Genomic DNA, 22,657 nt, shown 5'->3' on the forward strand with positions numbered 1-22,657 from the left:
CGCTTCCCGGATTCCTACCGGGCCCGCACCACGACCTCCGTCAGAGACAGCGGGTTCGTCATGGACGCCAGCTGCACGCGTACGTAACGTCCCTTCGCTCCGCCGAGACCGACGGCGGTGGGGCGCTCCGCCTGGTCCTGAAGGTGGACGGCGCTCACACCGGGCGCGGTGCGCGCCTCCTCCAGCGAGTCGGCCGTGAACGGGGTGTCGGAGACCAGGACCCAGTAGTCGGCGAGGCGTTCGGCGCAGCAGTCGGTGCGGTTCCAGATCTCGACGGTGTCGATGGAGCGGGACCGCTCCAGATCCACCTGCCACCAGGCCTGGCTGGACGGTTCCGCGGTGTGGGTGGTCGTGTTGTCGCGCAGGTAGTCCCCAGCCGTGTCGCCGTCCACCGCGCGGCTCGGGACCCCGTCCCACGCGGTGCTCGACTGGGTCGCCGTCCTGTCGCGCGCCACGTTGGGCAGTACGACCTCGATGTCGCCGGTGAGTTCCAGGACCCGTCGTCCGCCGCCGGTCACAACGGTTTCAAGGGCGGCCGGGCCGGTCTCGGACTCGGCCGGCACCGACACCGGGGCCCGGACGGTGTGCGTGCGGCCCTGCTTCAGGCCGCTGAACCTCACGTCCCCACCGGTGGTCCAGCCCGCGGGCGCCCTCAGCGCGAGGGTGCCGTGCGCCGTGCCGTGGCCCAGGTTCGTCACATGGACCGGGACGTCGGTCACCGTGCCGACCGTGAGCCGCTCCGGCGCCCCGACCCAGGAGACGAGGCTTCCGGTAGGTGCGACGAGCACCGCGTCGAGACTCAGCCCGAGGTCCTCGCCGGCGTGTTCGGGCTTCGCGAGCGTGAGGGTGACGGGAGTGACCCGGCCGGGTCGTACGGAGAAGGGGCCGATGGCCTCCCGGGTCAGCTCCTCGCCCTTCACCAGCCGCGTCCGCTCCCCGACCTGGACGCGGTAGAGCGCCTCGGGCCGGGCCTCTCCCCGTACCGCCAGCGACACCTGCCCGGCGCGGTCGGCGGTGACGTAACCGGTGTGGCGTACGGTCGTCCGTCGGGTGCTGGAGTAGCTGCCCTCGTCCGCGTAGCTGTAGCCGTCCTCGAAGTCCCCGGCGCCGAGGACCACGGCGCCGTTGCCGCCGGTGTCGGCGCGGCCCAGGGGGACGGTGTTCTCCGGGATGACGCGGAGCTCGCCGCCGAGTTCGACCCTGATCACGGGGAGCACCTGGTCGCGTGGCGTTTCGGGCAGTGTGACGACGAGGTCGTCACCGTCCCGGCGCCAGTCGAGCCGCTGCGTGGCGCCGTCCTCGGTGACCTTCCGTACGGAGGTGGCCAGGCCGGGCAGGCGCAGTTCGCCCGACTCCGGCCAGTCGGTCACGTGCAGGAACAGGTCGCGGTCCTTGACCGTCACCTCGCCCCACGGCCGGCCACCGAACCGGGTGGCGGAGGCGTCGAGCACGGCGTCGGGGTGGCGGTCGAGCCAGTCGCCCATCCCGCGCAGGACGTCGGCCTCGAACTCGACCACCGAACCGTCGCCGCGCGGGCCGATGTTGAGCAGGTAGTTTCCGCCGCGGGCCCGTACGCCGGTGAGTCCGACGACGAGGTCCCGGATCTTGCCGGGCAGGTCGTCACGGACCTGCCAGCTTCGGTAGCCCCAGGTGTCGTGGTACACGGACGCGGGGGTCTGCCAGGCGCCGTCGAGCGCCACGGAGGGAATCTCGTTGTCGCCGAGCGTGCGGAAGTCGCCCTTGTTGTTCCACACCCGGCTGTTGACCGCGGCTTTCGGCTGGAGTTCGCGGACGATGCCGGCGAACTCCTCGCTCTGTGTGTCGGTGGGTGACGACATGTCGAACCAGACTTCGGCGATGTCACCGTAGTTGGTCATCAGCTCGCGGATCTGCGCCTTGATCACGGGTTCCATCGAGGCGGGGATCGGATTGTTGTTGTTGCCGTCGAATTCGTGGCCCTGGTGCCAGTCCACGAGGGAGAAGTAGAAGCCGAACTTCAGTCCCTGGCTTCGGCATTCGTCGGCGAGCGCCTTCAGTGGGTCCTTGCCGTAGGGGGTCGCGTCCGTCACGTCGTACTCGGTGGTGGCGGTGTCGAACATGGAAAAGCCGTCGTGGTGCTTGCTGGTGATGACGACGTAACGCATGCCGGCCCGCTTGGCGAGGGAGCAGATCCCGGCGGGGTCGAAGCGGTCGGGCCGGAAGCGGGCGGCCACGTCCAGATACTCCTCCTCGGAGATGTCGGCCCACATCTGGATCTGCTCGCTGTATCCGGAGGTGACCGGCTCGCCCTCCCAGACACCGCCCAGCTCGGAGAAGAGACCCCAGTGGATGAACATCCCGAACTGGAGCCGCTGCCAGGCCGCGAGATCCTTGTCGGCGCTCAGATCGATGGCGCCGGGTATGCCACGGACGGATGGCCCGTCGGGCCGGTCCGCCGAGGTGGCGACCGCCGCGGGAGGGCTCGTCGCCACCGCCCCGGCGGCGAGCAGCAACGCGAGTACGACGCCGATCACCTTGCGCATTCCGACACTCCTCCGCGAGCGATCCTGTGGAGACATCCGACCCTGAGGCCCCAATCAGGCACTTTGTGCCCACATTTGACCGTCGGCCAGGTCAACACATCGGATGTTAGAGGCGAGTCGACGCCACGTCACCCCCTCCGACACCGTCCACCCCTTGTGGACCACCGCCGAGGGAAAGGGAAGTCGGCATTCGAATCGAGTTTCGAATGCCGCGACGTGTAACACCTTTTACGCACCCGGGGAAACCTGACTTTGCATGAGGGACTTTTCACGGCAGCCGTGGAGTCGCAGCCGGTACGGTCGATTCAGCTCCCCGTAAGGAGCCGCCCCGGGGAATGGGAATGCGCCTGACCCCAGGGCGCGAAGCGATCACAAGCGGAGAGCTGATGCTTGACCCGTTTCGCCGAGGGTGGATAGACCCACCCACCGGGAAATCGCACGATATCGGTGAGCGGAACATCCCCTCGGCGATTCCCGACAGCCGGCCGGCGGATCAGCACAGCCTCCTCGGCCTCACCGCCTTCGTCCAGCGGAACCGGCCCCGCTATCTCCGCTACGCACGGGCGCGACTGCTCGACGAGACCGCGAGCCAGGCCGCCGTCGAGGCGACGATCGCGGCCATCGGCGGCCGATGGAGCGATTTCCTGCGGAACGCGCGTCCCGCGGCGGACGCGTGGCGGCAGCTGCGTACGCGGATTCAGAGTGTGAGCCGCGCGGCCGACGTAACGGATCCGGCCGTGGCGCGGCTGTACGGTGCCTTTCCCCCGGACACCGCGGACACCGCCCTGTTGCGGTGGCGGCTGTCCATGACCACCGAGGCGGTCGCCGATCTGATGGGCATCGACCCTCCGGCGGTGGCCGCGTCCCTCCTGACCGTTCAGCGGCACTTCCCCGCCACGGCACTTCGACAACTGGAGCAGACTCCCTCCCGTCCGTGACGCGCGCCCGACTCCCCTGGCACGAACGGCCACATCATCACCCGGACCAGTGGTGGTGCGCCTTGCGCGACGCTCCTAGGATGGGCTCGTATTCCCTGGCGAGATCGTGGCTCGAACCGGGAGGAGTCTGTCCCTTGGCGGACAACAGGCGTGTCGATTTATCCGTTCCCAGTGCGGCGAGAATGTACGACTGGCTGCTGGGCGGCCATTACAACTACGAGGTGGACCAGAAGGCGTCCGAGCAGCTCCTGAAGGTCGCGCCGACGACAAAGGAGCTGGCACGGAACAACCGCTGGTTCCTGGAACGCGTGGTGCGTGTCATGGCCGCGGAGCACGGAATTCGGCAGTTCGTCGATTTCGGGTCCGGCCTGCCGACGCAGAACAACGTTCATCAGATCGCTCAGGCCGTTGATCCCCGCTCACATGTCGTCTATGTGGACGACGATCCCGTCGTTCTCGCGCACGGGCAGGCGATCTTCGACGAGAACGACCGGAGCGTGGTCATCGCGTCGGACATGCTGGAGACCGAATACATCCTGGAGCATGCCGACTTCAAGCGTCTCATCGACCTTGAACAGCCGGTCGGTGTCCTCTTCAACTCCGTCCTGCACTGCATTCCCGACGCGGCGGGACCGGCCGACCTCGTCACGCGCGTCGTGGATCTCCTGAGCCCCGGCAGCTTCGTGGTGATATGCCAGCTCGTCAGCGACGACGCCGACCTGCGCCGGCAGGTGACGGAGATGATGCTGGAACAGACCCATGGCCGATGGGGCCGGGTGCGCGAACGGGCGGAGGTGGACCGGTACTTCGACGGGCTCGTGATTCAGGAACCCGGTCTGGTCGATGTCACGGACTGGCGTCCGGACTCGGAGCTCCAGCGGCGCCAGCGCAGCATCGAGTGGACGGAGTACGGCGGTCTGGCCGAAGTGCCGGCGAGTCGGCAGGGCACGGTTCCTCGGTCTCGTACCGCGTGATGGCGTCCAGCAGTATGACCCGGCTGTCCCGCCAGGTCGCGGCCGCCTCGTGGCTGAGGCGCAGCATCAGCTCCACGCGCCGTTCCACATCGTCCGGCTTGACGTAGTACGTCGCGTCGTCGTCCCCCTCGACATACACCATGGCGGGTGGACCGAGGGGGGCGAAGCGCAGATGTGCCATGGAGCCGTGGTTGGAGACGACGCTGCTGTTCAGCGGTACGAACCGGACGGTGACGCCGGGCCGGTCACTGAAGCGCAGAAGCTTGCGCAACTGCTCGGCCATGGTCTGCCGGGTGCCGACCCGGCGGAGCAGTACGGACTGATCGAGCAGGAAGACTCCCTTGGGCGGGTCCGGCTGCTCGAAGAACCGGCGCTGGCGCTCCCCCCGCAACCGGACACGCTGTTCGACCTCTTCGCCTTCGGAGAGCCGGAGACCGTCGCTGATGATCTGGCGCGCGTACGCGGCGGTCTGGAGGAGACCGGGCACGATCCGCGCCTCGTAGGTGCAGAAGTACACGGCCTCCGACTCCAGCGAGATCAGCCGCTGCATCCATGAGGCCGCGTAGTCGGAATAGCGGTCGAACCACTCGGGTTCAAGGGCGCGGCCGGCGAGGCGTTCGAGTTCCGCGCGCTCGGCCGCGTTCGCGCCGTACCTGTCGGCGAGGATTTCGACGTCCCGCGGATCCGGCGGGCTCTCCGCCCGTTCGAGCCGACTGACCTTGGAGACGGAGGCGTTGATCAATTTCGCGGAGTGGGTCGCGGTGAATTTATGCGCCTCGCGCATTCTGCGCAGCTCCGCGCCGAGCACGATACCGGCCGCTGTCGGATTGAGACTCCGTCGAGGAACGGGGGCGAAAAGCGGGACCGGGGTGCCGGACAGCTGGGACACGCGTGCTCCGTTCATGAATAAGCGTGGCTCATCATGGCACGACAAAAGCTCGCGTGTCCCACCGAACTGGTTCTCACACCGGGCGAGTTGAACTACAGGGCGTCGAACTCGCCCTTCCTCGCTCCGTCCAGGAAGGCTTCCATCTCGCGCGCTTCGAAGATGAGCGCCGGCCCGTCGGGATCGGTCGAGTTGCGCATCGCCACTTTACCGCCCGGCAGGGCCGCCAGTTCCACACACTGACCGTTGGCCGAACTCTTCGCGCTCTTGATCCAGTCCGCCGTGATGGAACCCGCGGAGACACCGTTGCGATATCCGTCCATACGCTTCTCCCTGGCTGTGTGTTCGAAGATCTGGCTTCGCGTCGACCTCTGCCGGCTTCCCGCCCACTCGGCGGTGACGTCGCAGGCAGGGGCCCCATGCAATCCCGTCACGCAATTGCACGGGCAGGAACACGGCGATACTAGACTTGGATACTCGAACAGAACTGTCCCCCGGAAGGGTGGTAGCCGCGGTGCGCCGAGCTCGACATCAGCCCACAGAAAAACGTTCGATTCTCCAGGCCGGGGTCCGCGGAGCCGGTCCGAACCGCCCCCGGCAGCGCGTCGACCGTCGCCTCGCCGAACGACTCGGGTAACCATGAAACAGCCCCACGACCGAGCGCCGGTCCCGACGGCCGCGCGACCGGCCTTCCTCACCATCCAGGAGCAGTCATGACCACGGAGCAGGAAGCAATGGACGCCATCCACCACGCGTTCGGCGACAGCGCGCACGCCGAGGTGGCCACCTTCCCGGCAGGCAATGTGTCGATCACCCTCACCAAGGGGGAGCACGCGGCGACGATCGACGGGCACCCGGAGAGCGGCTGGGGCTGGACCGTCGACCCTGGCGACGACGAGGGATTCAGCGGGCACGAGAACACCGCGGACACCCTGGACGAGGCACTCGCCGACGTACGCGCCTCGCTCATCTGACCCGCCGGACCCGACCGTGGCGACCACCCGAACCACCGTTCTTCCCACGAAGTGAGAGACCCATGGCCACCGCTGTACACGGATCGTCCGTCGACGTCCCCACCCCGGACGGAACCGCCGACGCCTACCTGGTGCAGCCCGAATCCCCCGGCCCGCACCCGGCCGTGCTGCTCTACATGGACGCCTTCGGGCCGCGCCCGAGCCTCAAAGCCATGGCGGACCGGATCGCGGCAGCGGGCTACACCGTCCTGCTCCCCAACGTCCTCTACCGCGCCGGACGCGCCCCGTTGGTCGAACTGCCCGACTTCATCTCCCCGGAACGACGCTCGGAGATCTTCGAGAGCATCCTCCCCGCGGCGCGGGAGCTGACCCCGGAGCCGGCCGTACGGGACGCCGGCGCGTACCTGGACTGGCTGGCCGCCAGTCCCCTCACCACCGACGGACCGATCGGTATCACCGGCTACTGCATGGGAGCCGGTCTGGCGCTGCGCACCACCGCGGCGTATCCGGACCGGGTGGCGGCGATGGCGGGTTTCCACGGCGCGTTCCTCGCCACCGAGGCACCCGACAGCCCGCACCTCGGCGCCGACCGGATCACCGCCGAGCTCTACTTCGGCCACGCCGACCAGGACGCCGCGCTTCCCCCGGAGCAGGTCGACCGGCTCGAAAAGGCCCTCACCGAAGCCGGTGTCCGCCACCGCGCCGAGGTCTACGCGGGGGCCCACCACGGCTACACCCAGGCGGACACCGCCTCCTACGACGCCGACGCGGCGGACCGGCACTGGACGGCCCTGCTGGACCTCCTCGGGCGCAACCTCTGAGCGGACCGCGCGGTGGTCAGCAGGTCCGGCGAAGATAACCGTCACCGCCGGCAGGGGCGACGTCCAGGTCACGACGGACGATGCTGAGGCTGTCCTGCCAGCCCGCGCACGCGGTCGCCAGCCCCCTGGACGTGTACTCGATGACGATCACGTTGTCATCGAAGTACTCCGTGAAGGAGTCGCACTCCTCGTACTCCCCGCACTCCTCGACGACGGCGAAGTCGAGTCCGGTGTCGTCGCGGAACCGGGCGAGACCGGCGGTGTTCTTCTGGCCGATCGCCAGGCCCTTTTCGTGCGCGTGCTCGGAGAGCAGGGTGATGTAGGCCATGGCGGCGGAGGAGCCGAACCGGCCCCGACTGCGCTCGTAACTGTCGTAGTTGTCGGGCTCCACGGCCTGGAAACCGTTGTCCGCGCACCCGTCGATCCAGCCGTTCACCCTGGCCGCGATGCGGTCGCGCTTGCCGGCGGTGCCGACGTCCAGGATCGCCTCGTCCCACTCCTCGTCGATGATGACGTCGCCGTTGTCGTCGCGGAGCAGGAGATCGGGCTCCCACGCGTCCAGTTCGTCGGGCTGGACCTGGAAGGCGTTGACGTAACAGATGTTGTAGATCCCCCTCGCCGGAGAGTCCTCGCGGTCACGGCTGACCACGCTCACCCCGGCGGGCGGCGGGTAGGCGCCGCCGATCTGGTAGTCGAACCCGGCGTGGACCGGGGGAAGGGGCGCGGCGGCTGTCCGCGAAGCCGCGGAGGACGAAACGAGGAGGGGGGTGATCAATGCGATGGTGAGGGCCGCGACCGCGTGGATCGAGCGGGCCTTCAGCGTGTGAACGTCTGGTCCGGTCAAGAGAATCTGGCCTATCGGGGGCAGGAGCGATATGGTCACCGCGATGACTACCTATTCTGCTGTCAGATTGGGGGTCCCGTCCGCGCAAGGTGAGTGCTGATGCTCACCGAGACCGCGAACGGGTATTCCCGCCTTTCCTTCTGGCCGCGCGTGCGTGAGTTCGCCGTGCCGCCGTCCATGATCGAGACCGCGACCGCCCGCCGTCATGTCGGCGACTGGGCCGGAGCATGCGCCGCGGCACGCGTCGATGTCGATCTCAGCCCACGTTCCGTGGTGCGTACCCATGGCCCGGAACTCGCGGCCCGACTCCGGGCCGATCTGAGCCACTTGGCGCCCGACCTGTTGCGCTGGCACATGCCGAGGATCGCTCCTGACGGTCTGCTGCGCCCCGGTCTGACCGTCGCTCTGGCGCGTTACGGCGACGGGCTCAGCGGCGTCGGCCCGGTCCACCTCGTGGCCCGGACTCCGCCGGCCTGGGCGGACGCCGGTCAGCGGATCAGCCTCGCGCTGTGGGACGGGTCCCCTGCGGATGCCGGCGCCCGCCGCCATCCGCATCCCCATCCCGACCGGCGGTTCCGGCTCGATCTGCACCGCCATCTGTGGGACGCGCGCAGGGCCGACGAGTTGCGGACCCGGTCCGGGGCCGATTCGCCGCCGGGCGAGGGTGGTTCCCCGCGGGATCCGGTCCTGGATCCGGTCGTGGATCCGGTCCTGGATCCGGTCGTGCTGGAGGTGCTGCCGCCAGGGCACCGCTGTGCCGTTGACCGGTGGGCGGCGGAGGCCGGGATTCTCCTCCGGGCCGAGGGGCGGTCCACCGGTGCCGTCGCCGTACGGCTCGGGGCCAAGCAGCGGCTGGAGTTGGAGCTCGTCGCGGACGAGCACGGCGGAGGCCCGCCGGTCCTGCGGTTCGCGGAGCCGGGCGGGACCGGCTCCGCCCCGGCGCCGCCTCTCCTGCCCGACGCGGCGACCTGGGTACCGCCCGACCTGGAACTTATCCGCGCCGGTGCGGTCGACGTCGACCGGCTGCACCCGCTGGTCGCCTCCGCGCTCGTACCGGGCTGTTCGCCGACCGGTCCGGCGCCGGTTCCGGAGCGGTCGGGACAGCCACGCCTCGTGGAGTGCCGGGGAGCGCGCCATCGGATCGGCCTGGTCGACGGGGTGTTGGCCGCGCTCGACCACGGCCCGGACGAGATCCGGCGGGAGGAGTTGCTGGCCGCGCTGACGGGCACTCCGCTCGCCTGCCTGGTGGCCATCGACGAGGCGCACCGGAGTCCTGACTGCCTCATGGGGGTCCGTGAACGCCTGGACCACGGCGACGCGGCCGGTGCGCTGGCCGTCGTCGAGGGCCTGTTGGGCCCCGACGCACTGCTGCGCGGCGGCGCTCTGCGGGACGAGTTGGAGGCCGCCGCCGAACGGCGGGTCACCTACGGCCTGTTCAGGGCGGGCATGGTCGGTCCCGGTCCCGGGTCCGGCCGCAACCTGCCGCGTGACAAGCGCCCGCGTGACCTCCGTTCGCACCCGCGCGACGTAGCCACTCGCTGAGCCCGACACCAACCGGCGATGCCGCGGTCCCGCCGACATGGCTGGATCTCCGCTGCCCGCGTTCACACCACTCGACCAACCATCGAACCCAAAGGTGATGACACTTGACCGCTCGCACCACATTCGCCGACGCCCCCGCCACCGCCGACGTCCTCGCCCCTGCCTCTCAACTCGACGTCGCCGGTGAGCTGTTGGCCCTGCTGCGCGACACGACCACCGAACCGCGCCCCGACACCCAGTTGGAGGCCCTGACCCTGGCCGTCGCCGCCGACATCCCCGTACTCCTGTGGGGTGAGCCGGGGATCGGCAAGACCGCCGCCCTGACACAGCTCGCCGCGTCGCTGGAACTTCCGCTGACCACGGTGATCGCGAGCGTGCACGAGCCCTCCGACTTCTCGGGCCTGCCCATCGTCGGAGACGATCCCGCCGCCCAGGGTGTCCCGATGGCCCCGCCGGACTGGGCCGTTCGGCTGGTAAGGGCGGGGCGCGGGCTGCTGTTCCTGGACGAGTTGTCCACCGCGCCGCCGGCCGTACAGGCCGCCCTGCTCCGCCTCGTACTCGAACGGCGGATCGGCTCCCTCCAACTCCCGCCCGGCGTACGGATCGTGGCCGCGGCCAATCCGCGCTCGTCGGCGGCCGACGGGTGGGAGCTGAGCCCGCCGCTGGCCAACCGGTTCGTTCATCTTCAGTGGACCCACGACCACGAGGTCGTCGTACGCGGCCTCGGTGGGACCTGGCCCCTGGCTACCCTGCCGCGACTGGACCCCGAGCGGCTGTCCGAGGCCGTCGGCTTCGCCCGCCGTGCCGTGTGCGGGCTGCTCGCCGCCCGGGCCGGACTCGTGCACCGGCTGCCCAGCAACGAGACCCGCCGGGGCGGCCCTTGGCCGTCGCCCCGCAGCTGGGAGATGTCGCTGCGGCTGATCGCCTTCGCCACCGCGGCCGGTTCGTCCCGGGACGTACTCTCGCTGCTCGTCAGAGGCACGGTGGGGGACGGTCCGGGGCTGGAACTGCTGGCCAGTCTCGACCGGATGGATCTCCCGGACCCGGAGACGCTTCTCGCCGACCCGGCGAATGCCGCCCTGCCCGAACGCGGCGACCTGCGGCAGGCCGTCCTCGACGGTGTGGTGCGGGCGGTCCGCGAGCGCCCGGAGAAGTCCCGCTGGGACGCGGCGTGGGCGCTCCTGGTCCGCGCGATGGAGACCGGCGCACCGGACCTGGTGGTTGTCCCCGCGACCACCCTCGCCTCGCTGCGCCGGGAGGAGTGGGACGTTCCGGCGTCGATCGACCGGCTCGCCGGGGCGGTTTCCCTGTCCCGGCGGGCGGACCGGGTGGCGGCCCGTACCGCGTCCGTCGCGAAGGCCGCCCGATGAGCCCGCACACGGCCGCGGACCCCGCCGTGGACGCACGGGGGAAGCTGGATCTCGACAAGCTCTTCGCCGCCCGGCTGCACGCCGTCCGGGTCCGTCCCTTCATGGCGACCGCCCTGTTCGCCCTGCATGTGGTGGAGTCGCGGCGGGTGCCGACGATGGCCGTCGACCGGCACTGGCGGTGCTACGTATCGCCGGCGTTCGTGGCCCGAACGCCGGTGGAGGAACTGGCCGGGGTCTGGGTGCACGAGGTGTCGCACCTGCTGCGCGACCACCACGGCCGAGGTGACCGGGTCGCGCGGGCCCGCGGGCTGACCGGCCCGGCGGAACGGCTGCGGATGAACATCGCGGCGGACTGCGAGATCAACGACGACGTGTTCGGCGACGGGCTGGCCCGGCCGGAGGGCGCCGTCGATCCGGGCGTTCTGGGGCTGCCCGCGAATGAGTTGATGGAGGAATACCTGCTCCAGTTCCGCCTCGGCCCGCGTACACAGAGCATGGCCTGGCTGGACTGCGGCAGTGGCGCCGACGGGCTGGCGCGGGACTGGGATCTCGGACCGGACGGCGCGCACGGTCTCAGTGCGCAGGAGCGGGACGCTGTCCGGTTCCGGGTGGCGCGGGGCATCAAGGCCCGACCCGGGAGCGCGCCGAGGGGGTGGCAGCGGTGGGCGGAGGAGGCGTTCCATCCGCCGCAGCCGTGGCGGGAGTTGCTGGGGGCTGCGGTCCGCTCGGCGGCTTCCGGTTCCGGTGCGGGCGAGGACTACACGTACGGCCGGCCCTCGCGGCGTTCGGCCGGGGTGCCCGGAGCTGTACTGCCGAGCCTGCGGCGCAGGCCGCCGCGGGTCGCGGTGATCATCGACACGTCGGGGTCGGTCAGCGACTCCGAACTGGGCGGCGCGCTGAACGAGGTGGCCGCCATCTCCCGCGCCGTGGGCGGCCGTCGGGATCTGATCACCGTCCTCCCCTGCGACGCGTCGGCCGAGATCGCGCATCCGCTGTGCCTGGCCGCGGGGATCCCACTGGTGGGCGGTGGGGGTACGGATCTGCGTACGGGCTTCGCCAGGGTGCTGCGGAAGGGGCCCCGGCCCGATGTGATCGTTGTCCTGACGGACGGTCAGACGCCCTGGCCCGACACCCGGCCGCCGTGCCGGACGGTGGTGGGAGTGTTCGACCGGGAGTCCTCCTCCCGGTCGTGGGACGAGGACGATCCCGAGTACGTACCGGACTCGCCACCCGACTGGGCACGCGTGGTCTCCATCGGGCCCTCGTCCACGCGAGTGTCGTCCAGCGGGCGGTGAGCCGCGATCGCGCCTCAGGAAGGCGGCGGTGGGGCGCTCGTGTCGCGGAGGATCAAGTTCATCGGGATCAGGCTCGGTTCGCCGTCGGACTCCGACGTCATGAGGAGTTCGAGCGTCTCCACCGCCGTTTTGCCCCCGCAGACCACCATCCCGGTGAAGTTCACCACCGGCTACTTCAAGGCCGGCGTCTACACCCAGGCGAACTGCGGCAACTCCTCACCCTGCGACACGAGCAACTACGGCGAGACGACCCTCTACAACGTCAGCGTCAAGCACAGCTGACCCCGCCCCACCCCGGGCCCGGCGGACGCCATGTCCGCCGGGCCTGTCCGCCGTGCTCCTGAACCCGTGGGGGCGGGCGGCGTCCGTGGTGAGCGTGTCGTCCACGTGGTGTGACGCGGAAAGCAGCTCACTCGGAGAGGCGCACCGTCGCGATCTCCCACGCCCGCAGGGGAATCCGGACCGTTCCGGCATCGACAACCGGCGCGTCCGCCCCGTCCGCACGGCTGTCGTCGTCGCCCAGGAGGCCGACGCGGCGAGCGCCGCGGAACGCGCCGCGTACGACCGCCGTGGCCGGCTCGGGCGAGGCGGCGACCAGACGAAGTTCCAGCTCTCCGTCGCGGCGGCGAAGGCTGGTCATGACCGCGCCCTCGACCGACAGGCCGTCGTGCGAGGCGGGCGGGGCTTCGAGCGGTCCCGTGCCGGGTGCGGCATGGAGCGGGTGGCGGAAGTGTTCGCCCGCCTCGACAAGCCCCGCCTCGTGCCAGTCGCCCGCGTGCGGCAGTACCGCGAACGAGACGGTGCTCGTTCCGGTCATCTGGGCGGCCGGAACGGGGAGTTGTGGCCCGGCGGGCTCCGCGCGGTAGGGATGGATGTTGCGGCTGAGCCAGCCGGTGCCACGCAGGACGGTCAACGCGATTTCGTCGTCGAGGAGTTCGTACTCGCAGGCCTGGGTGAGCAGCAGACCCGCACCGCCCGCGTCCACGAAACCGTGCGCGGGGAACGTCGGGACCGGGCGCTCGCTGAAGCCGCCCTCCGCGGTGCGCCCCCGTTCGACCACCGCGAACTGGCCCTCGGCGTGAGAGGAGTTGGCGGGCCGGGCGAGCGGCACATGGCAGCGCACCCGGTGGTCGAGCGAGGCGTTGTCCAGGGTCAGACCGAGGCGGACGAAGGGCTCCCCCACCCGCAGTTCGACGTCCAGACGGACGCTGCCGGGCCGGGTCGTCGCCGTACGCCGGTCGGCTGCCCGGTCCACCGCCTCCGGCCAGTCGTACCCGCGCTCCACCGTGAGCGAGGCGCGCAGCGGGCCGCCGACGGCGGTCCCGACGCGCAGTGAGCGGGGGGTCTCGACGAGCTGGTCGGTGCCCGGCGGGGCGTAGTTGTAGCTGTCGCCGCGGTCGCCTCCGTCGACAATGCGGCCGACGCCGTCGAGCACGGTCCCGTCGGCGGACGTGACGCGGAGCGTGCCGTCGTCCAGGGCCGTGACGCTGACGAGTCCGTTGGACAGCGTCCGTCCCTCGGCGCGTACGGTCCCCGACCCGAGCACCGCTTCGGTCCGCGCGTCGGCCTGCTCGACGGGCCGCCCGCCCGGCACCGGCCGCAGCGACGTCCAGCCGAGCGCGGGTACCCGGGCCAGACAGGTGAGCGTGCGGTGCGCGGCCCGGGTGATACGGACGGTCCAGTCACCGCTCGCGCCGGTCACGGCGGTGCGGACGGCCTCCACGTCGAAGGGTGTGTCGCCGCCGTGCCGGGCCACGCCGAATTCCAGTACGCGCCGCTCGTTGTCGCAGGTCCAGTGGGTGATCTCGCTGCCGAAGAGCTCCCGCCCGTGGACGCGTGGCAGGAACGCGGGCAGTTCCTCACCGGGCAGGGCCTCGGAGAGCAGAAGCCGCTCACCGCGCACTTCGGTCTGGGCGGGCAGCCTGCTGCCGTCGGGCAGTTCGACGGCGACGTCCTCCCACTCGTCCGGGACTTCGAGATCGACGGTGACCAGGTCTTCACGCGCGGCCGGCGTGGGATTCAGTACGAGTACGGCGTCCCGCGACACCTGCCGTGCGAGGCCGCCGGCGACCCTGTCCCGTACGGCCTGACCGAGGTGTCCGGCCTCGCTGATACGGGCGAACACCTGGGTGGCCGTCTCGTCCACACCGCATCCGGTGACCGAGTCGTGGCCGGAGGCGTCGATGAGCCTCCACCACGCCATGTCGAGGAACTTCTCGGGCCACTCGGCCGACCAGAGCGCGGCGAAGGGCTCGGCGTAGCGTTCGACAAGTCGCTCCGAGCGCGCGAGCGCCTGCTTCAGATGAGGGCGCACGGAGAGCACACCGGGCAGGATGTTCGCGTGGGCGTGGCTGCGCAGTTCGCCTTCCACGACGGGCAACGACCGGTCGTGCGGGTCGCGTTCGCCGATGTAGTCGGCGAGGGTGGTGATCGTTACGTCGACATCCGCCGGGTCCAGGCCGGCGACCAGCTTGACCAGGGAGCCGACCGGGGCCGAGTGGTCCGTGCCGTACATCGCGAGGACCGGGTCGGCGCCGAAGGCGGGTGCCAGCCGCCTGCCGAGGTCCGCCATGCGCCCGGCGAAGTGGCCGGGGTCGGAGAAGACATAGGCGGCGTTGCCGTAGCCGCCGGCGAGATATTCGGTACGTACGGAGCTGCCGTCGGGTGCCTGCCAGCGGAAGGCGTGGCCGGGTACGCCCGCGGGGACGCCGCGCCACACGCAGGCGTGGTCGAGACCGGCGGCGGAGAGGATCTGCGGCATCTGCGCGCAGTGGCCGAACATGTCGGGGAGGTATCCGACGGGCATCGGGCTGCCCAGTTCGGTGGCGCGGCGGTGGCCGAGCTCCAGGTTGCGGATGATGTTCTCGCCGGAGCAGAGGAATTCGTCCAGGAGGATCTGCCAGGGGCCGACGGCCAGTTGGCCGCTCCGGACCAGCCGGAGCACGCGGTCACGGTGTTCCGGGCGGACCTCCAGATAGTCGTCCACGGCGGCCATCTGGCCGTCGAGGGTGAAGCGGAACCGTTCGTCGGCCTCCGCCCGGTCCAGGACCTCGTCGAGCAGGTCGACCAGACGCAGACGGAAGCGCTGGAAGGGCTCGTACCATTCGCGGTCCCAGTGGGTGTGCGGGACGAGCGACACAGCGGGGGCGTGGGCGCGGGCGGTCATCGGGACGGTGTCTCCTCTGCGGCTGAAGTACCCGCCGGGGTGGGGGCTTGAGGGGTGAAGGTGAGCGTCAGGGAGGCGCTCTCCGGTTGGAGCCGGTACCGCGGCAGGACACCGGGGCCGCAGGACGCCGAACCGAGTCCGTTCTGCGCGAGGTCGAGGTTGAGCACGATCGTGCCGCCCGGTACGAGGTCGGTGGTGTGGGTCGCGGCGTCGAGCAGCTCCGACGTCCAGCGGCGGGCGGTGAAGGCGAAGGCCGGTTCTCCGTCGACGCGCAGACCCGCGCCGTCGTCGTCCGTCAGCCGCAGCCATCGCAGGTCGATACGGTTCCCGTTCTCCTGGGGGAAGACGTACGGCGTCTGAAGGGCGTCGACGGTGCCGGTGAAGCGGCCGATCCTGACGGCCTGGCGGCTGTCGGCGTACGCCTCACCCGGTCCACGCCCGAACCACTCGGCGGCGCCGAGGGCGGCGGGCAGGGAGATGCGCACACCGAGCCTGGGCAGTGTGCACGGCCAGGTGCCCTCCGGCTCGACGTCCAGGTCCAGTCGCAGGCGTCGTTCGTCGGCGCTCCAGCGGTAGTCGGCCCGCATACCGAAGCCGAGACCGGGCGGGGCGACCCGGGTGCGTACGACGAGGGCGTCGGCGAGCGGTTCGACGGCCACGACGCGGTGCTGCAGACGGTGCAGGCCCGCGGCCCGCCACCGGGCTTCCTCGGGGTCGTCGGAGCCTCGGTCGTTGTCGGTGGGGGCACGCCACAGGTCGAGCCTGGGCCCTTCGACGGGCAGGCCGCCGAGTGCGGTCAGCTGCCCGGTCACCGGGTCGAACACGCCCGGTCCCAGGCGCAGTTCGGTCTCCGTCAGGCAGGGAGCCGCACCGGTGGCGGGAGCGGCGGGGACCGGCTCCGGGCCGACGCGTGTCTGGCCCCAGGCCACGACATGACCGGCCCGCGCCCACGAGGTGTCGGCGCCGAGTGCGGCCCGTACGGTGAGCCAGCTCTCCGCGCCGGTGGCGGGAAGGCCGGGCAGAGGCAGGTCGGTGCCGGCGCCCGCGGCGACCGGCGGCACGGTGAGCACACCGTGCGCGACCTCGATCCCCTCCTCCTCAAGGACCCAGGAGAAGTCGAGATGCGCCGTCGACAGGATGTCGTAGTGGTTGGTGACGCGCAGTGCGCCGTCGACGGCCGTGATCCGCACCGGTTCGAAGACCTTCGCGAACTCCGCGAGAGCGGGTGACGGCGTGCGGTCGGGACGGACCAGTCCGTCGATGACGAAGTTACCGTCGTGGAGGGACTCGCCGAAGTCGCCCCCGTACGCGAAGTAGGCGCGGCCTTCCGCGTCGTGCTGGGCGATGCCGTGGTCGAGCCACTCCCACACGAAGCCGCCCTGGCAGCGCGGATGGCGTTCGAAGAGGTCGCGGTACTCCAGCAGACCACCCGGCCCGTTGCCCATCGCGTGGCCGAACTCACAGAGGATGAAGGGCCGTTCGCGGACGCGCTCATGCCCCTCGACGCCCTGCCCGATGCGGTCCACCTCGTCGTGGCTCGCGTACATCCGGCTGTGCACGTCGGTGTAGGAGCAGTCGGTGTCGCCCTCGTAGTGCACCGGGCGGGTGGGGTCGCGCCGGTGGGTCCACTCGGCCGCGGCCGCGAGGTTACGGCCGGTGCCGGCCTCGTTGCCGAGCGACCACATGACGACCGAGGGGTGGTTCTTGTCCCGCTCGACCATGCGGCGCATACGGTCCACGTAGGCGTCCGCCCACCGGGGTTCGTCGCTGGGATTGCCCTGCCAGTCGAGTTCGGAGAAGCCGTGCGTCTCCAGGTCGCTCTCGTCGATGACCCAGAGGCCGTAGGTGTCGCACAGGTCCAGGAACGCGGAGTCCGGCGGATAGTGGCTGGTGCGGACGGCGTTGACGTTGTGCCGTTTCATCAGCTCGATGTCGGCGACGGCGAACTCGCGGGGCACGACGCGTCCCGACTCCGGGTGGAATTCATGGCGGTTGACGCCCCGGAAGACGATGCGGCGGCCGTTGACCTTGAGTTGACCGTCCTCGACGGCGACGGTACGGAAGCCGATGCGTACGGGTACGCGCTCGGTGTCGGTGTGGACCTCGCCCTCGTACAGCCGGGGCGCCTCGGCGCTCCACGGCTCCACATCGGCCACCTCGGCCTGTTGACCGGCGGGCAGGCCGACGATGCCGAGTTCGGGGACGCTGACGCGTACGCCGCTGTCGGCGTCGAGGCGGAGTGTGCCTCGGGCGGTGAGGTGGTCGAATCCGGCGTCGACCGTGAAGTCCCGCACCCCGCCCGCCGGTCGGGCGAGCAGGGTGACGTCGCGGAAGATGCCGGACAGCCACCACATGTCCTGGTCCTCCAGGTAGCTGCCCGCCGACCACTGGTGGACGCGGACGGCGAGGACATTGCCGCGCGGTCGCAGCAGTGGGCCGACGTCGAACTCCGTCGGCAGCCTGCTGCCCTTGGTCACGCCCAGTTCGACGCCGTTGAGCCAGACCCGCCCGCAGGAGTCGATGCCGTCGAAGCGCAGCACCGCCGGCTCGTCCGGCCAGTCGCCGGGCAGGTCGAAGACCAGCCGGTGGTCACCTGTCGGGTTGTCGGAGGGCACATGGGGCGGGTCGACGGGGAAGGGGTAGCGGACGTTGGTGTAGGCGGGAGCGCCGTGGCCGGCCAACTGCCAGTGGCCGGGGACCTGGAGGTCCGACCACCCCCCGTCGTCGAAGTCGTCCCGTTCGATGCCTTCCGGCGCCGCGTCGACCGCCGGTGAGAGCAGGAACCGCCAGCTGCCGCCCAGGCCGAGCGCGGGTGCGTCGGAGCGGAAGGCGGACCGGGGTGCCGACGAGCCGTGGCCGGGGGCCGGATCTTCGACGTACGAGGAGGGCAATGGATTCCCTTCAGCCCTTGAGGGCGCCGGCGGCGATGTTGCGGATGAAGTGCCGGGCGCCGAACAGGAAGATGATGATCAGCGGGACGATGGCCACGAGCGTGCCCGCCATGACCACGCTGTAGTCGGTGACGTAGAGGCCGTTGAGCTGTGCCAGCGCGAGTTGGAGCGTGATGTGGCGGGAGTCGATGAGGACGACCAGGGGCCACAGGAAGTCGTTCCACACGTTGACGAAGGTGAAGATGCCGAGGAACGCGAGCGCCGGGCGCAGCACCGGCAGTCCGACGTACAGGTAGGTGCGGAAGAATCCGCAGCCGTCGATCCGTGCGGCGTCCAGCAGTTCGTCCGGCAGGGCGCCGGCCGCGTACTGGCGCATCCAGAAGATGCCGAAGGCGTTGGCCGCCGCGGGCACGATCAGCGCCTTCAGGCTTCCCACCCATCCGAGGTCGGCCATCAGGGAGAACTGCGGGATGGCTGCGAGCTGGGTGGGCACCACGAAGGTGGCCAGGAGGATCCCGAAGAGGATCTTGCTGCCGGGGAAGGTGTACTTGGCGAAGGTGAAGGCCGCGAGCGAGTCGAAGAACAGCACGGCGACGGTCGTCACGATCGCGACGACCAGCGTGTTGAGCAGTGATCCGAAGAAGTCGATCTTTGAGAAGACCTCGCCGATGTTGTGGAACAGCTGGTCGCCGAAGATGAGCTTGGGCGGGCTGGAGTAGATGTCCGGGGTGGTGTTGGACGCCATCACGGCGAGCCAGTAGTAGGGGAAGAGGGTGATCGCCGCGCCGACGAGGAGCGCTGCGTACGTCAGGACACGTCCGCGGGTACTCATCGCAGGTCCTCCTTGATGGTGACCTGGCCGCGCTCGGGGCGTTGCACGAGCCGCCAGTTGAGGATGGAGAACAGCACGACGACGACGAAGATGCCCCAGGCGATGGCGGCCCCGTAGCCGAAGTCGTTGTCCGCGAACGCGGTTCCGTAGAAGTAGAGGACCATCGTCAGTCCCGCGCCGCCGGGGCCGCCGCGGTCGCCGAGCAGCACCTGCGACTCGGTGAAGATCTGGAGGCCGCCGATGGCGGACATCACCAGGGAGAACAGGAGCACCGGCCGGAGCAGCGGCAGCGTGATCCGGAAGAAGGTCTGCACGGGGCTCGCGCCGTCGACGCGCGCCGCCTCGTAGACGTCGGTGGGCAGGGCCTGGAGTCCGGCGAGGAAGATGATCGCGTTGTAGCCCGTCCAGCGCCAGATGATCATGATGGCGATGGCGCACCGGATTCCCCAGGGATCGGTCAGCCAGGGGACATGGCCGAATCCGAAGAGGTCGAGGATCCAGTTGAGGATGCCGAACTCACCGCTGAAGATCGAGCCGAAGACCAGCGACATGGCCACGATCGACGTCACGTTGGGCATGAAGTACGCGACGCGCAGCACGCCCTTGAAGCGGATCGAGGAGTTCAGGCCGAGGGCGATGAGCAGGGCGAGCACGGTCATCGGGACCGTCGACATCACCCAGATGATCAGGGTGTTGGCTATCGAGTCCCAGAACTGGCTGTCGGTGAGCAGATAGCGGAAGTTCTCCAGGCCGACGAATTTCATCGGGCCGACGCCGTCCCAGCGCTGGAGCGACAGGTAGAGCGAGTAGAACACCGGGTAGAGGCCGAAGACGGCGAAGAGCAGGAAGAACGGGGAGACGGCGACGTACTGCGGCAGATGGCGCCACCGCCTGCGCCGCCGGGCGGATTCCTCCGCCGGTGACCGCCGGGCGATCGCCGGCGCGTCGAGGTCGGACGTCGCGGTCATGAGAGCACACCCTGTCGGCGCAGAAGTCGTTCGATCCGGTTCCGGGCGTCCTTCCAGGCGCGCTCCGGATCCTTGCCGCCGAGTTCGACATTGGTGAGCTCGTCGGTGTAGGTGTCGCTGATGGTGATGTCCCAGGGGCTGAAGTAGGCGTACCGCACCTGGTCGGCGATGTCGGCGAAGACCTTCACGGCCGACTGGCCGCCGAAGAACTTGTCCGGGGCGGTGATGCGTTCGTCCCCGGCCGCGGCGGGGCTGGACGGGAAGAGGCCGATCTCGGCGTAGTTGGAGGCCTGGTTCGCCGGGTTCTGCAGCCAGCTGATGATGTCGAACGCCGCTTGCGGGTCGGGGCAGGCGGCGGTGATGGCGAGGAAGGAACCGCCCTGGTTGCCGGGTCCGCCGGGCGGTGCGCAGACCCGCCACTTGCCGGCGGTGCCGGGGGCCGACTGCTTGATCTCGCCGGTGATCCAGGAGGCGTTGACGAGGCTGACCTCCTGGCCCGTGTTCCAGGCCGCGTGCCTGTCCACGGACTGGCCGCTGGCCGTCTGCGACCCGCCGAATCCCGCGGTGAGGCGGCGCCGGAACGCCTCGACCGAGCGGTCCCAGGCCAGCCTGACGTGGGACTGGTCGTCGAGGTAGCTGTTCTGAGGGGTGAAGTACTTCTGCTGCTCCTGGGCCATCGAGTACGTGAAGACCGTCTTGGTGTCGGTGATCAGATAGCGGCCGGGAAGTTTCTTCCGGATCTGCTCGCCGAAGGTGAAGTACTTCTCCCATGTGGGTACGGCCGCCGCGACGTCGTCCGGTTCGCTGGGCAGGCCGGCCTTGTCGAAGATGTCGTGCCGGTAGTAGAGAGCCGCGGGGCCGATGTCGATGGGGAAGCCCAGCTGGAAGCCGTCGGGGGTGGCACCCGCCTGCCACTTCCACGGCAGATAGCCCTGGGCCAGCTCCCGCGCCCCGTAATCGTTCATGTTCACGAAGCGGTCGCTGTCGCTGAAGTACCGCGAGATGTTGTCGCCGATCATGGTGATGTCGGGCAGATAGGCGCCACCGGCGAGCGCGGCGAGCAGCCGCTGGGTGAGGTCGCCGCTCACCTGTGAGGGGACGAACTTGTCGTCGGCGAAGCGCTTCCGAGCGGCCTTGAGCACGTTCTCGGAGAAGCCGTTGTACGTGTACCAGAAGGTGAGGTGACCGGGATTCGCGGTCGTGGGGCTTGAACATCCACCGGCTCCGAACGCGGCGGCGCCGAGAGCGGTCGCGCCTGCCAGGAGCCTTCGTCGAGTCAGCGTCATTGAGGACCCTTCCAAGGCCCGTGAACGTTCCCGTGAACGTTCACGAATTGCCGGGAAGTCTCTGGCGGACTACGCCGATATGTCAAGAGGCCGCACGTCCGAGACCTGTGGAGGGCCCTCGGCGGACGGTTCGGGTTACGGTCCGGGCCGGGGCGCGGGCTCGCGCGAGCACGGTAAGGGCACCGCCGTGTACCTCGTGGTCATCCGGACCCGCTCACCCGGACTCGCGCAGCCGCAACTCCGCCCGGACGACCAGTTCGTCGGGGGTGAGCGGGCCGCTGCCGGTCAGCAGTCGGGCGGCCTGTTCGACGGCGAGCGCCCCGAGCCGGCGGGTGTCCAGCGCCACGGTCGAGAGCGGCGGCTCGACGAGCGTACCGAGGCGCAGACCGTCGAAACCGATCACGGCGAGATCCCGGGGGACGCTCCGGCCGAGGCGGCGCGCGGCGCGCAGCGCGCCGATGGCGATGATGTCGTTGAAGGTGAAGACGGCGCTCACGTCGGGATGTTCGGCGAGGAGCGTCTCCAGCGCGCTCTCGCCGCCCTCGACGCTCTGGTCCGCGCGGCGCACCGGCCCTTCGTCCAGGCCGCAGGCCGCCATCGCGGCCGCGAACCAGGCGTGCCGGACGCTCGGTTCGGCCCGGCCGGCGTGGTCGAGCATGCCGATGCGCCGGTGGCCTCTCTCCACCAGGTGGGTGATCGCCGCCTGGACACCGGCCTCGCCGTCGATCCGGATCGCGCTGAACCGGTCGGTGCGCCCCTCACGGTCGATGAGCACGACCGGGACGCCGCGCGTCAACTTCTCGATCTCGTCCTCGGACCGGCTGAAGTATCCGACGACGGCGTCCACCTGCGAGGCGATGACCTGGAGGGTGCCGCGTTCCTCCTCCGCGCTGTCGGCGGTGTCGTACACGAGGACGTGCCAGCCGTGGGCCCGCGCGGCTTCCAGCGCCGCCGCGGCGACCTCGGTGAAGAACGGGTTGAGCAGATCGGGAATGACAAGACCGACGCTGATGGTGTCCTGTCTGACCAGCCCCCTGGCGAACCGGCTCGGGCGGTAGCCCAGCGCGAGGGCGGCGTCGAGCACCCGCTGCTTGGTGGAGCCGTGGATCTCGCCCTTGTTGTTCAGGGCCCGTGACACGGTCTGCCGGGACACCCCGGCGGACCGGGCGACATCGTGGATCGTCACCCTGCGGGATTCGGTCCCCGACGACGCCATCACTCACCTCCGCGCATCTGCCGGCGCAGGCGCGCCGACAGGGGTCTGAGTATGCCTCGGCCGGGCGCGGCAGCGCATGCCTCTGCCGTCCGGTCGCCATACATGGGATCACTGGCCTCCGTAGACAGCAGA

The 22,657-nt window shown here is 70.1% G+C and carries 17 protein-coding genes and 1 pseudogene; 8 read left to right on the forward strand and 10 right to left on the reverse strand.

The window, feature by feature from the left end; genetic code table 11:
• Window positions 1–14: 14 nt before the first annotated feature.
• On the reverse strand, window positions 15–2,522 hold the full coding sequence (locus ACIBBB_RS07890; protein ID WP_398979875.1) for an alpha-L-fucosidase: 2,508 nt from the start codon (window positions 2,520–2,522) through the stop codon (window positions 15–17).
• Window positions 2,523–2,908: 386 nt separating this feature from the next.
• Here ACIBBB_RS07890 and ACIBBB_RS07895 point away from each other — a divergent pair, with 386 nt between their 5' ends.
• Entirely contained in the window at window positions 2,909–3,460 is a 552-nt protein-coding gene (locus ACIBBB_RS07895) for a hypothetical protein (RefSeq protein ID WP_398979877.1), read from the forward strand.
• Between the two features lie 182 nt (window positions 3,461–3,642).
• On the forward strand, window positions 3,643–4,434 hold the full coding sequence (locus ACIBBB_RS07900; RefSeq protein ID WP_398980074.1) for an SAM-dependent methyltransferase: 792 nt from the start codon (window positions 3,643–3,645) through the stop codon (window positions 4,432–4,434).
• A 22-nt stretch (window positions 4,435–4,456) separates the two neighbouring features.
• On the opposite strand, the pseudogene ACIBBB_RS07905 reads toward ACIBBB_RS07900, so the two are convergent.
• Both ACIBBB_RS07905 and ACIBBB_RS07910 read right to left on the reverse strand, forming a co-directional pair.
• Window positions 4,457–5,338, reverse strand: a pseudogene (locus tag ACIBBB_RS07905) (helix-turn-helix domain-containing protein); the annotation flags it as partial.
• Window positions 5,339–5,415: 77 nt separating this feature from the next.
• Window positions 5,416–5,643 (reverse strand): DUF397 domain-containing protein, encoded by a 228-nt coding sequence (locus ACIBBB_RS07910; RefSeq protein WP_398979879.1) that lies wholly within the window; start codon window positions 5,641–5,643, stop codon window positions 5,416–5,418.
• A gap of 390 nt (window positions 5,644–6,033) precedes the next feature.
• Between ACIBBB_RS07910 and ACIBBB_RS07915 the strand changes: the two genes are divergently transcribed.
• Both ACIBBB_RS07915 and ACIBBB_RS07920 read left to right on the forward strand, forming a co-directional pair.
• The gene (locus ACIBBB_RS07915) at window positions 6,034–6,294 is read left to right on the forward strand and encodes a hypothetical protein (protein ID WP_398979881.1); all 261 of its coding nucleotides are present in this window, start codon (window positions 6,034–6,036) and stop codon (window positions 6,292–6,294) included.
• 62 nt (window positions 6,295–6,356) lie between these two features.
• A complete protein-coding gene (locus tag ACIBBB_RS07920; protein WP_398979883.1) occupies window positions 6,357–7,115 on the forward strand; it encodes a dienelactone hydrolase family protein in 759 nt (252 codons plus the stop codon).
• 16 nt (window positions 7,116–7,131) lie between these two features.
• On the opposite strand, the gene ACIBBB_RS07925 is transcribed toward ACIBBB_RS07920, so the two are convergent.
• A complete protein-coding gene (locus ACIBBB_RS07925; protein WP_398979885.1) occupies window positions 7,132–7,959 on the reverse strand; it encodes an endo alpha-1,4 polygalactosaminidase in 828 nt (275 codons plus the stop codon).
• A gap of 99 nt (window positions 7,960–8,058) precedes the next feature.
• Here ACIBBB_RS07925 and ACIBBB_RS07930 point away from each other — a divergent pair, with 99 nt between their 5' ends.
• From ACIBBB_RS07930 to ACIBBB_RS07945, 4 genes are all read left to right on the forward strand, one after another.
• Window positions 8,059–9,501 carry a hypothetical protein gene (locus ACIBBB_RS07930; RefSeq protein ID WP_398979887.1) on the forward strand — a complete coding sequence of 481 codons (1,443 nt, stop codon included), beginning with the start codon at window positions 8,059–8,061 and terminating at the stop codon, window positions 9,499–9,501.
• 104 nt (window positions 9,502–9,605) lie between these two features.
• Window positions 9,606–10,871, forward strand: coding sequence for an AAA family ATPase (locus tag ACIBBB_RS07935; RefSeq protein WP_398979889.1), 1,266 nt, complete (start codon window positions 9,606–9,608; stop codon window positions 10,869–10,871).
• A complete protein-coding gene (locus ACIBBB_RS07940; protein ID WP_398979891.1) occupies window positions 10,868–12,166 on the forward strand; it encodes a VWA-like domain-containing protein in 1,299 nt (432 codons plus the stop codon). The genes ACIBBB_RS07935 and ACIBBB_RS07940 overlap by 4 nt, the downstream gene beginning before the upstream one ends.
• A gap of 39 nt (window positions 12,167–12,205) precedes the next feature.
• Window positions 12,206–12,448: a hypothetical protein gene (locus tag ACIBBB_RS07945; RefSeq protein WP_398979893.1), complete on the forward strand. Its 243-nt coding sequence runs from the start codon at window positions 12,206–12,208 to the stop codon at window positions 12,446–12,448.
• A 127-nt stretch (window positions 12,449–12,575) separates the two neighbouring features.
• Here the strand turns inward: ACIBBB_RS07945 and ACIBBB_RS07950 are convergent, their stop codons facing one another.
• The 6 genes from ACIBBB_RS07950 to ACIBBB_RS07975 all read right to left on the reverse strand — a co-directional run bounded on the left by ACIBBB_RS07950 (window position 12,576) and on the right by ACIBBB_RS07975 (window position 22,525).
• On the reverse strand, window positions 12,576–15,332 hold the full coding sequence (locus ACIBBB_RS07950; RefSeq protein ID WP_398979896.1) for an alpha-mannosidase: 2,757 nt from the start codon (window positions 15,330–15,332) through the stop codon (window positions 12,576–12,578).
• The gene (locus ACIBBB_RS07955; protein WP_398979898.1) at window positions 15,329–18,223 is read right to left on the reverse strand and encodes a glycoside hydrolase family 2 TIM barrel-domain containing protein; all 2,895 of its coding nucleotides are present in this window, start codon (window positions 18,221–18,223) and stop codon (window positions 15,329–15,331) included. The genes ACIBBB_RS07950 and ACIBBB_RS07955 overlap by 4 nt, the downstream gene beginning before the upstream one ends.
• Window positions 18,224–18,233: 10 nt before the next feature.
• Entirely contained in the window at window positions 18,234–19,055 is an 822-nt protein-coding gene (locus ACIBBB_RS07960; protein ID WP_398979900.1) for a carbohydrate ABC transporter permease, read from the reverse strand.
• The gene (locus ACIBBB_RS07965; RefSeq protein WP_398979902.1) at window positions 19,052–20,023 is read right to left on the reverse strand and encodes a carbohydrate ABC transporter permease; all 972 of its coding nucleotides are present in this window, start codon (window positions 20,021–20,023) and stop codon (window positions 19,052–19,054) included. The genes ACIBBB_RS07960 and ACIBBB_RS07965 overlap by 4 nt, the downstream gene beginning before the upstream one ends.
• On the reverse strand, window positions 20,020–21,309 hold the full coding sequence (locus ACIBBB_RS07970; RefSeq protein WP_398979904.1) for an extracellular solute-binding protein: 1,290 nt from the start codon (window positions 21,307–21,309) through the stop codon (window positions 20,020–20,022). The genes ACIBBB_RS07965 and ACIBBB_RS07970 overlap by 4 nt, the downstream gene beginning before the upstream one ends.
• Before the next feature lie 214 nt (window positions 21,310–21,523).
• Entirely contained in the window at window positions 21,524–22,525 is a 1,002-nt protein-coding gene (locus ACIBBB_RS07975) for a LacI family DNA-binding transcriptional regulator (protein WP_398979906.1), read from the reverse strand.
• Between the last annotated feature and the right edge of the window lie 132 nt (window positions 22,526–22,657).

Origin of the sequence: Streptomyces sp. NPDC051217, assembly GCF_044455465.1 — a bacterium.
In the GTDB taxonomy this organism is placed as follows: domain Bacteria; phylum Actinomycetota; class Actinomycetes; order Streptomycetales; family Streptomycetaceae; genus Streptomyces.

What these genes read in the sequence shown, in the direction of transcription:
- ACIBBB_RS07975 (WP_398979906.1), bottom strand. Translation starts at nt 22,525, where the DNA reads ATGGCGTCGTCGGGGACCGAATCCCGCAGGGTGACGATCCACGATGTC.
- ACIBBB_RS07910 (WP_398979879.1), bottom strand. Translation starts at nt 5,643, where the DNA reads ATGGACGGATATCGCAACGGTGTCTCCGCGGGTTCCATCACGGCGGAC.
- ACIBBB_RS07965 (WP_398979902.1), bottom strand. Translation starts at nt 20,023, where the DNA reads ATGACCGCGACGTCCGACCTCGACGCGCCGGCGATCGCCCGGCGGTCA.
- ACIBBB_RS07950 (WP_398979896.1), bottom strand. Translation starts at nt 15,332, where the DNA reads ATGACCGCCCGCGCCCACGCCCCCGCTGTGTCGCTCGTCCCGCACACC.
- ACIBBB_RS07930 (WP_398979887.1), top strand. Translation starts at nt 8,059, where the DNA reads ATGCTCACCGAGACCGCGAACGGGTATTCCCGCCTTTCCTTCTGGCCG.
- ACIBBB_RS07970 (WP_398979904.1), bottom strand. Translation starts at nt 21,309, where the DNA reads ATGACGCTGACTCGACGAAGGCTCCTGGCAGGCGCGACCGCTCTCGGC.
- ACIBBB_RS07960 (WP_398979900.1), bottom strand. Translation starts at nt 19,055, where the DNA reads ATGAGTACCCGCGGACGTGTCCTGACGTACGCAGCGCTCCTCGTCGGC.
- ACIBBB_RS07920 (WP_398979883.1), top strand. Translation starts at nt 6,357, where the DNA reads ATGGCCACCGCTGTACACGGATCGTCCGTCGACGTCCCCACCCCGGAC.
- ACIBBB_RS07895 (WP_398979877.1), top strand. Translation starts at nt 2,909, where the DNA reads ATGCTTGACCCGTTTCGCCGAGGGTGGATAGACCCACCCACCGGGAAA.
- ACIBBB_RS07900 (WP_398980074.1), top strand. Translation starts at nt 3,643, where the DNA reads ATGTACGACTGGCTGCTGGGCGGCCATTACAACTACGAGGTGGACCAG.
- ACIBBB_RS07915 (WP_398979881.1), top strand. Translation starts at nt 6,034, where the DNA reads ATGACCACGGAGCAGGAAGCAATGGACGCCATCCACCACGCGTTCGGC.
- ACIBBB_RS07890 (WP_398979875.1), bottom strand. Translation starts at nt 2,522, where the DNA reads ATGCGCAAGGTGATCGGCGTCGTACTCGCGTTGCTGCTCGCCGCCGGG.
- ACIBBB_RS07940 (WP_398979891.1), top strand. Translation starts at nt 10,868, where the DNA reads ATGAGCCCGCACACGGCCGCGGACCCCGCCGTGGACGCACGGGGGAAG.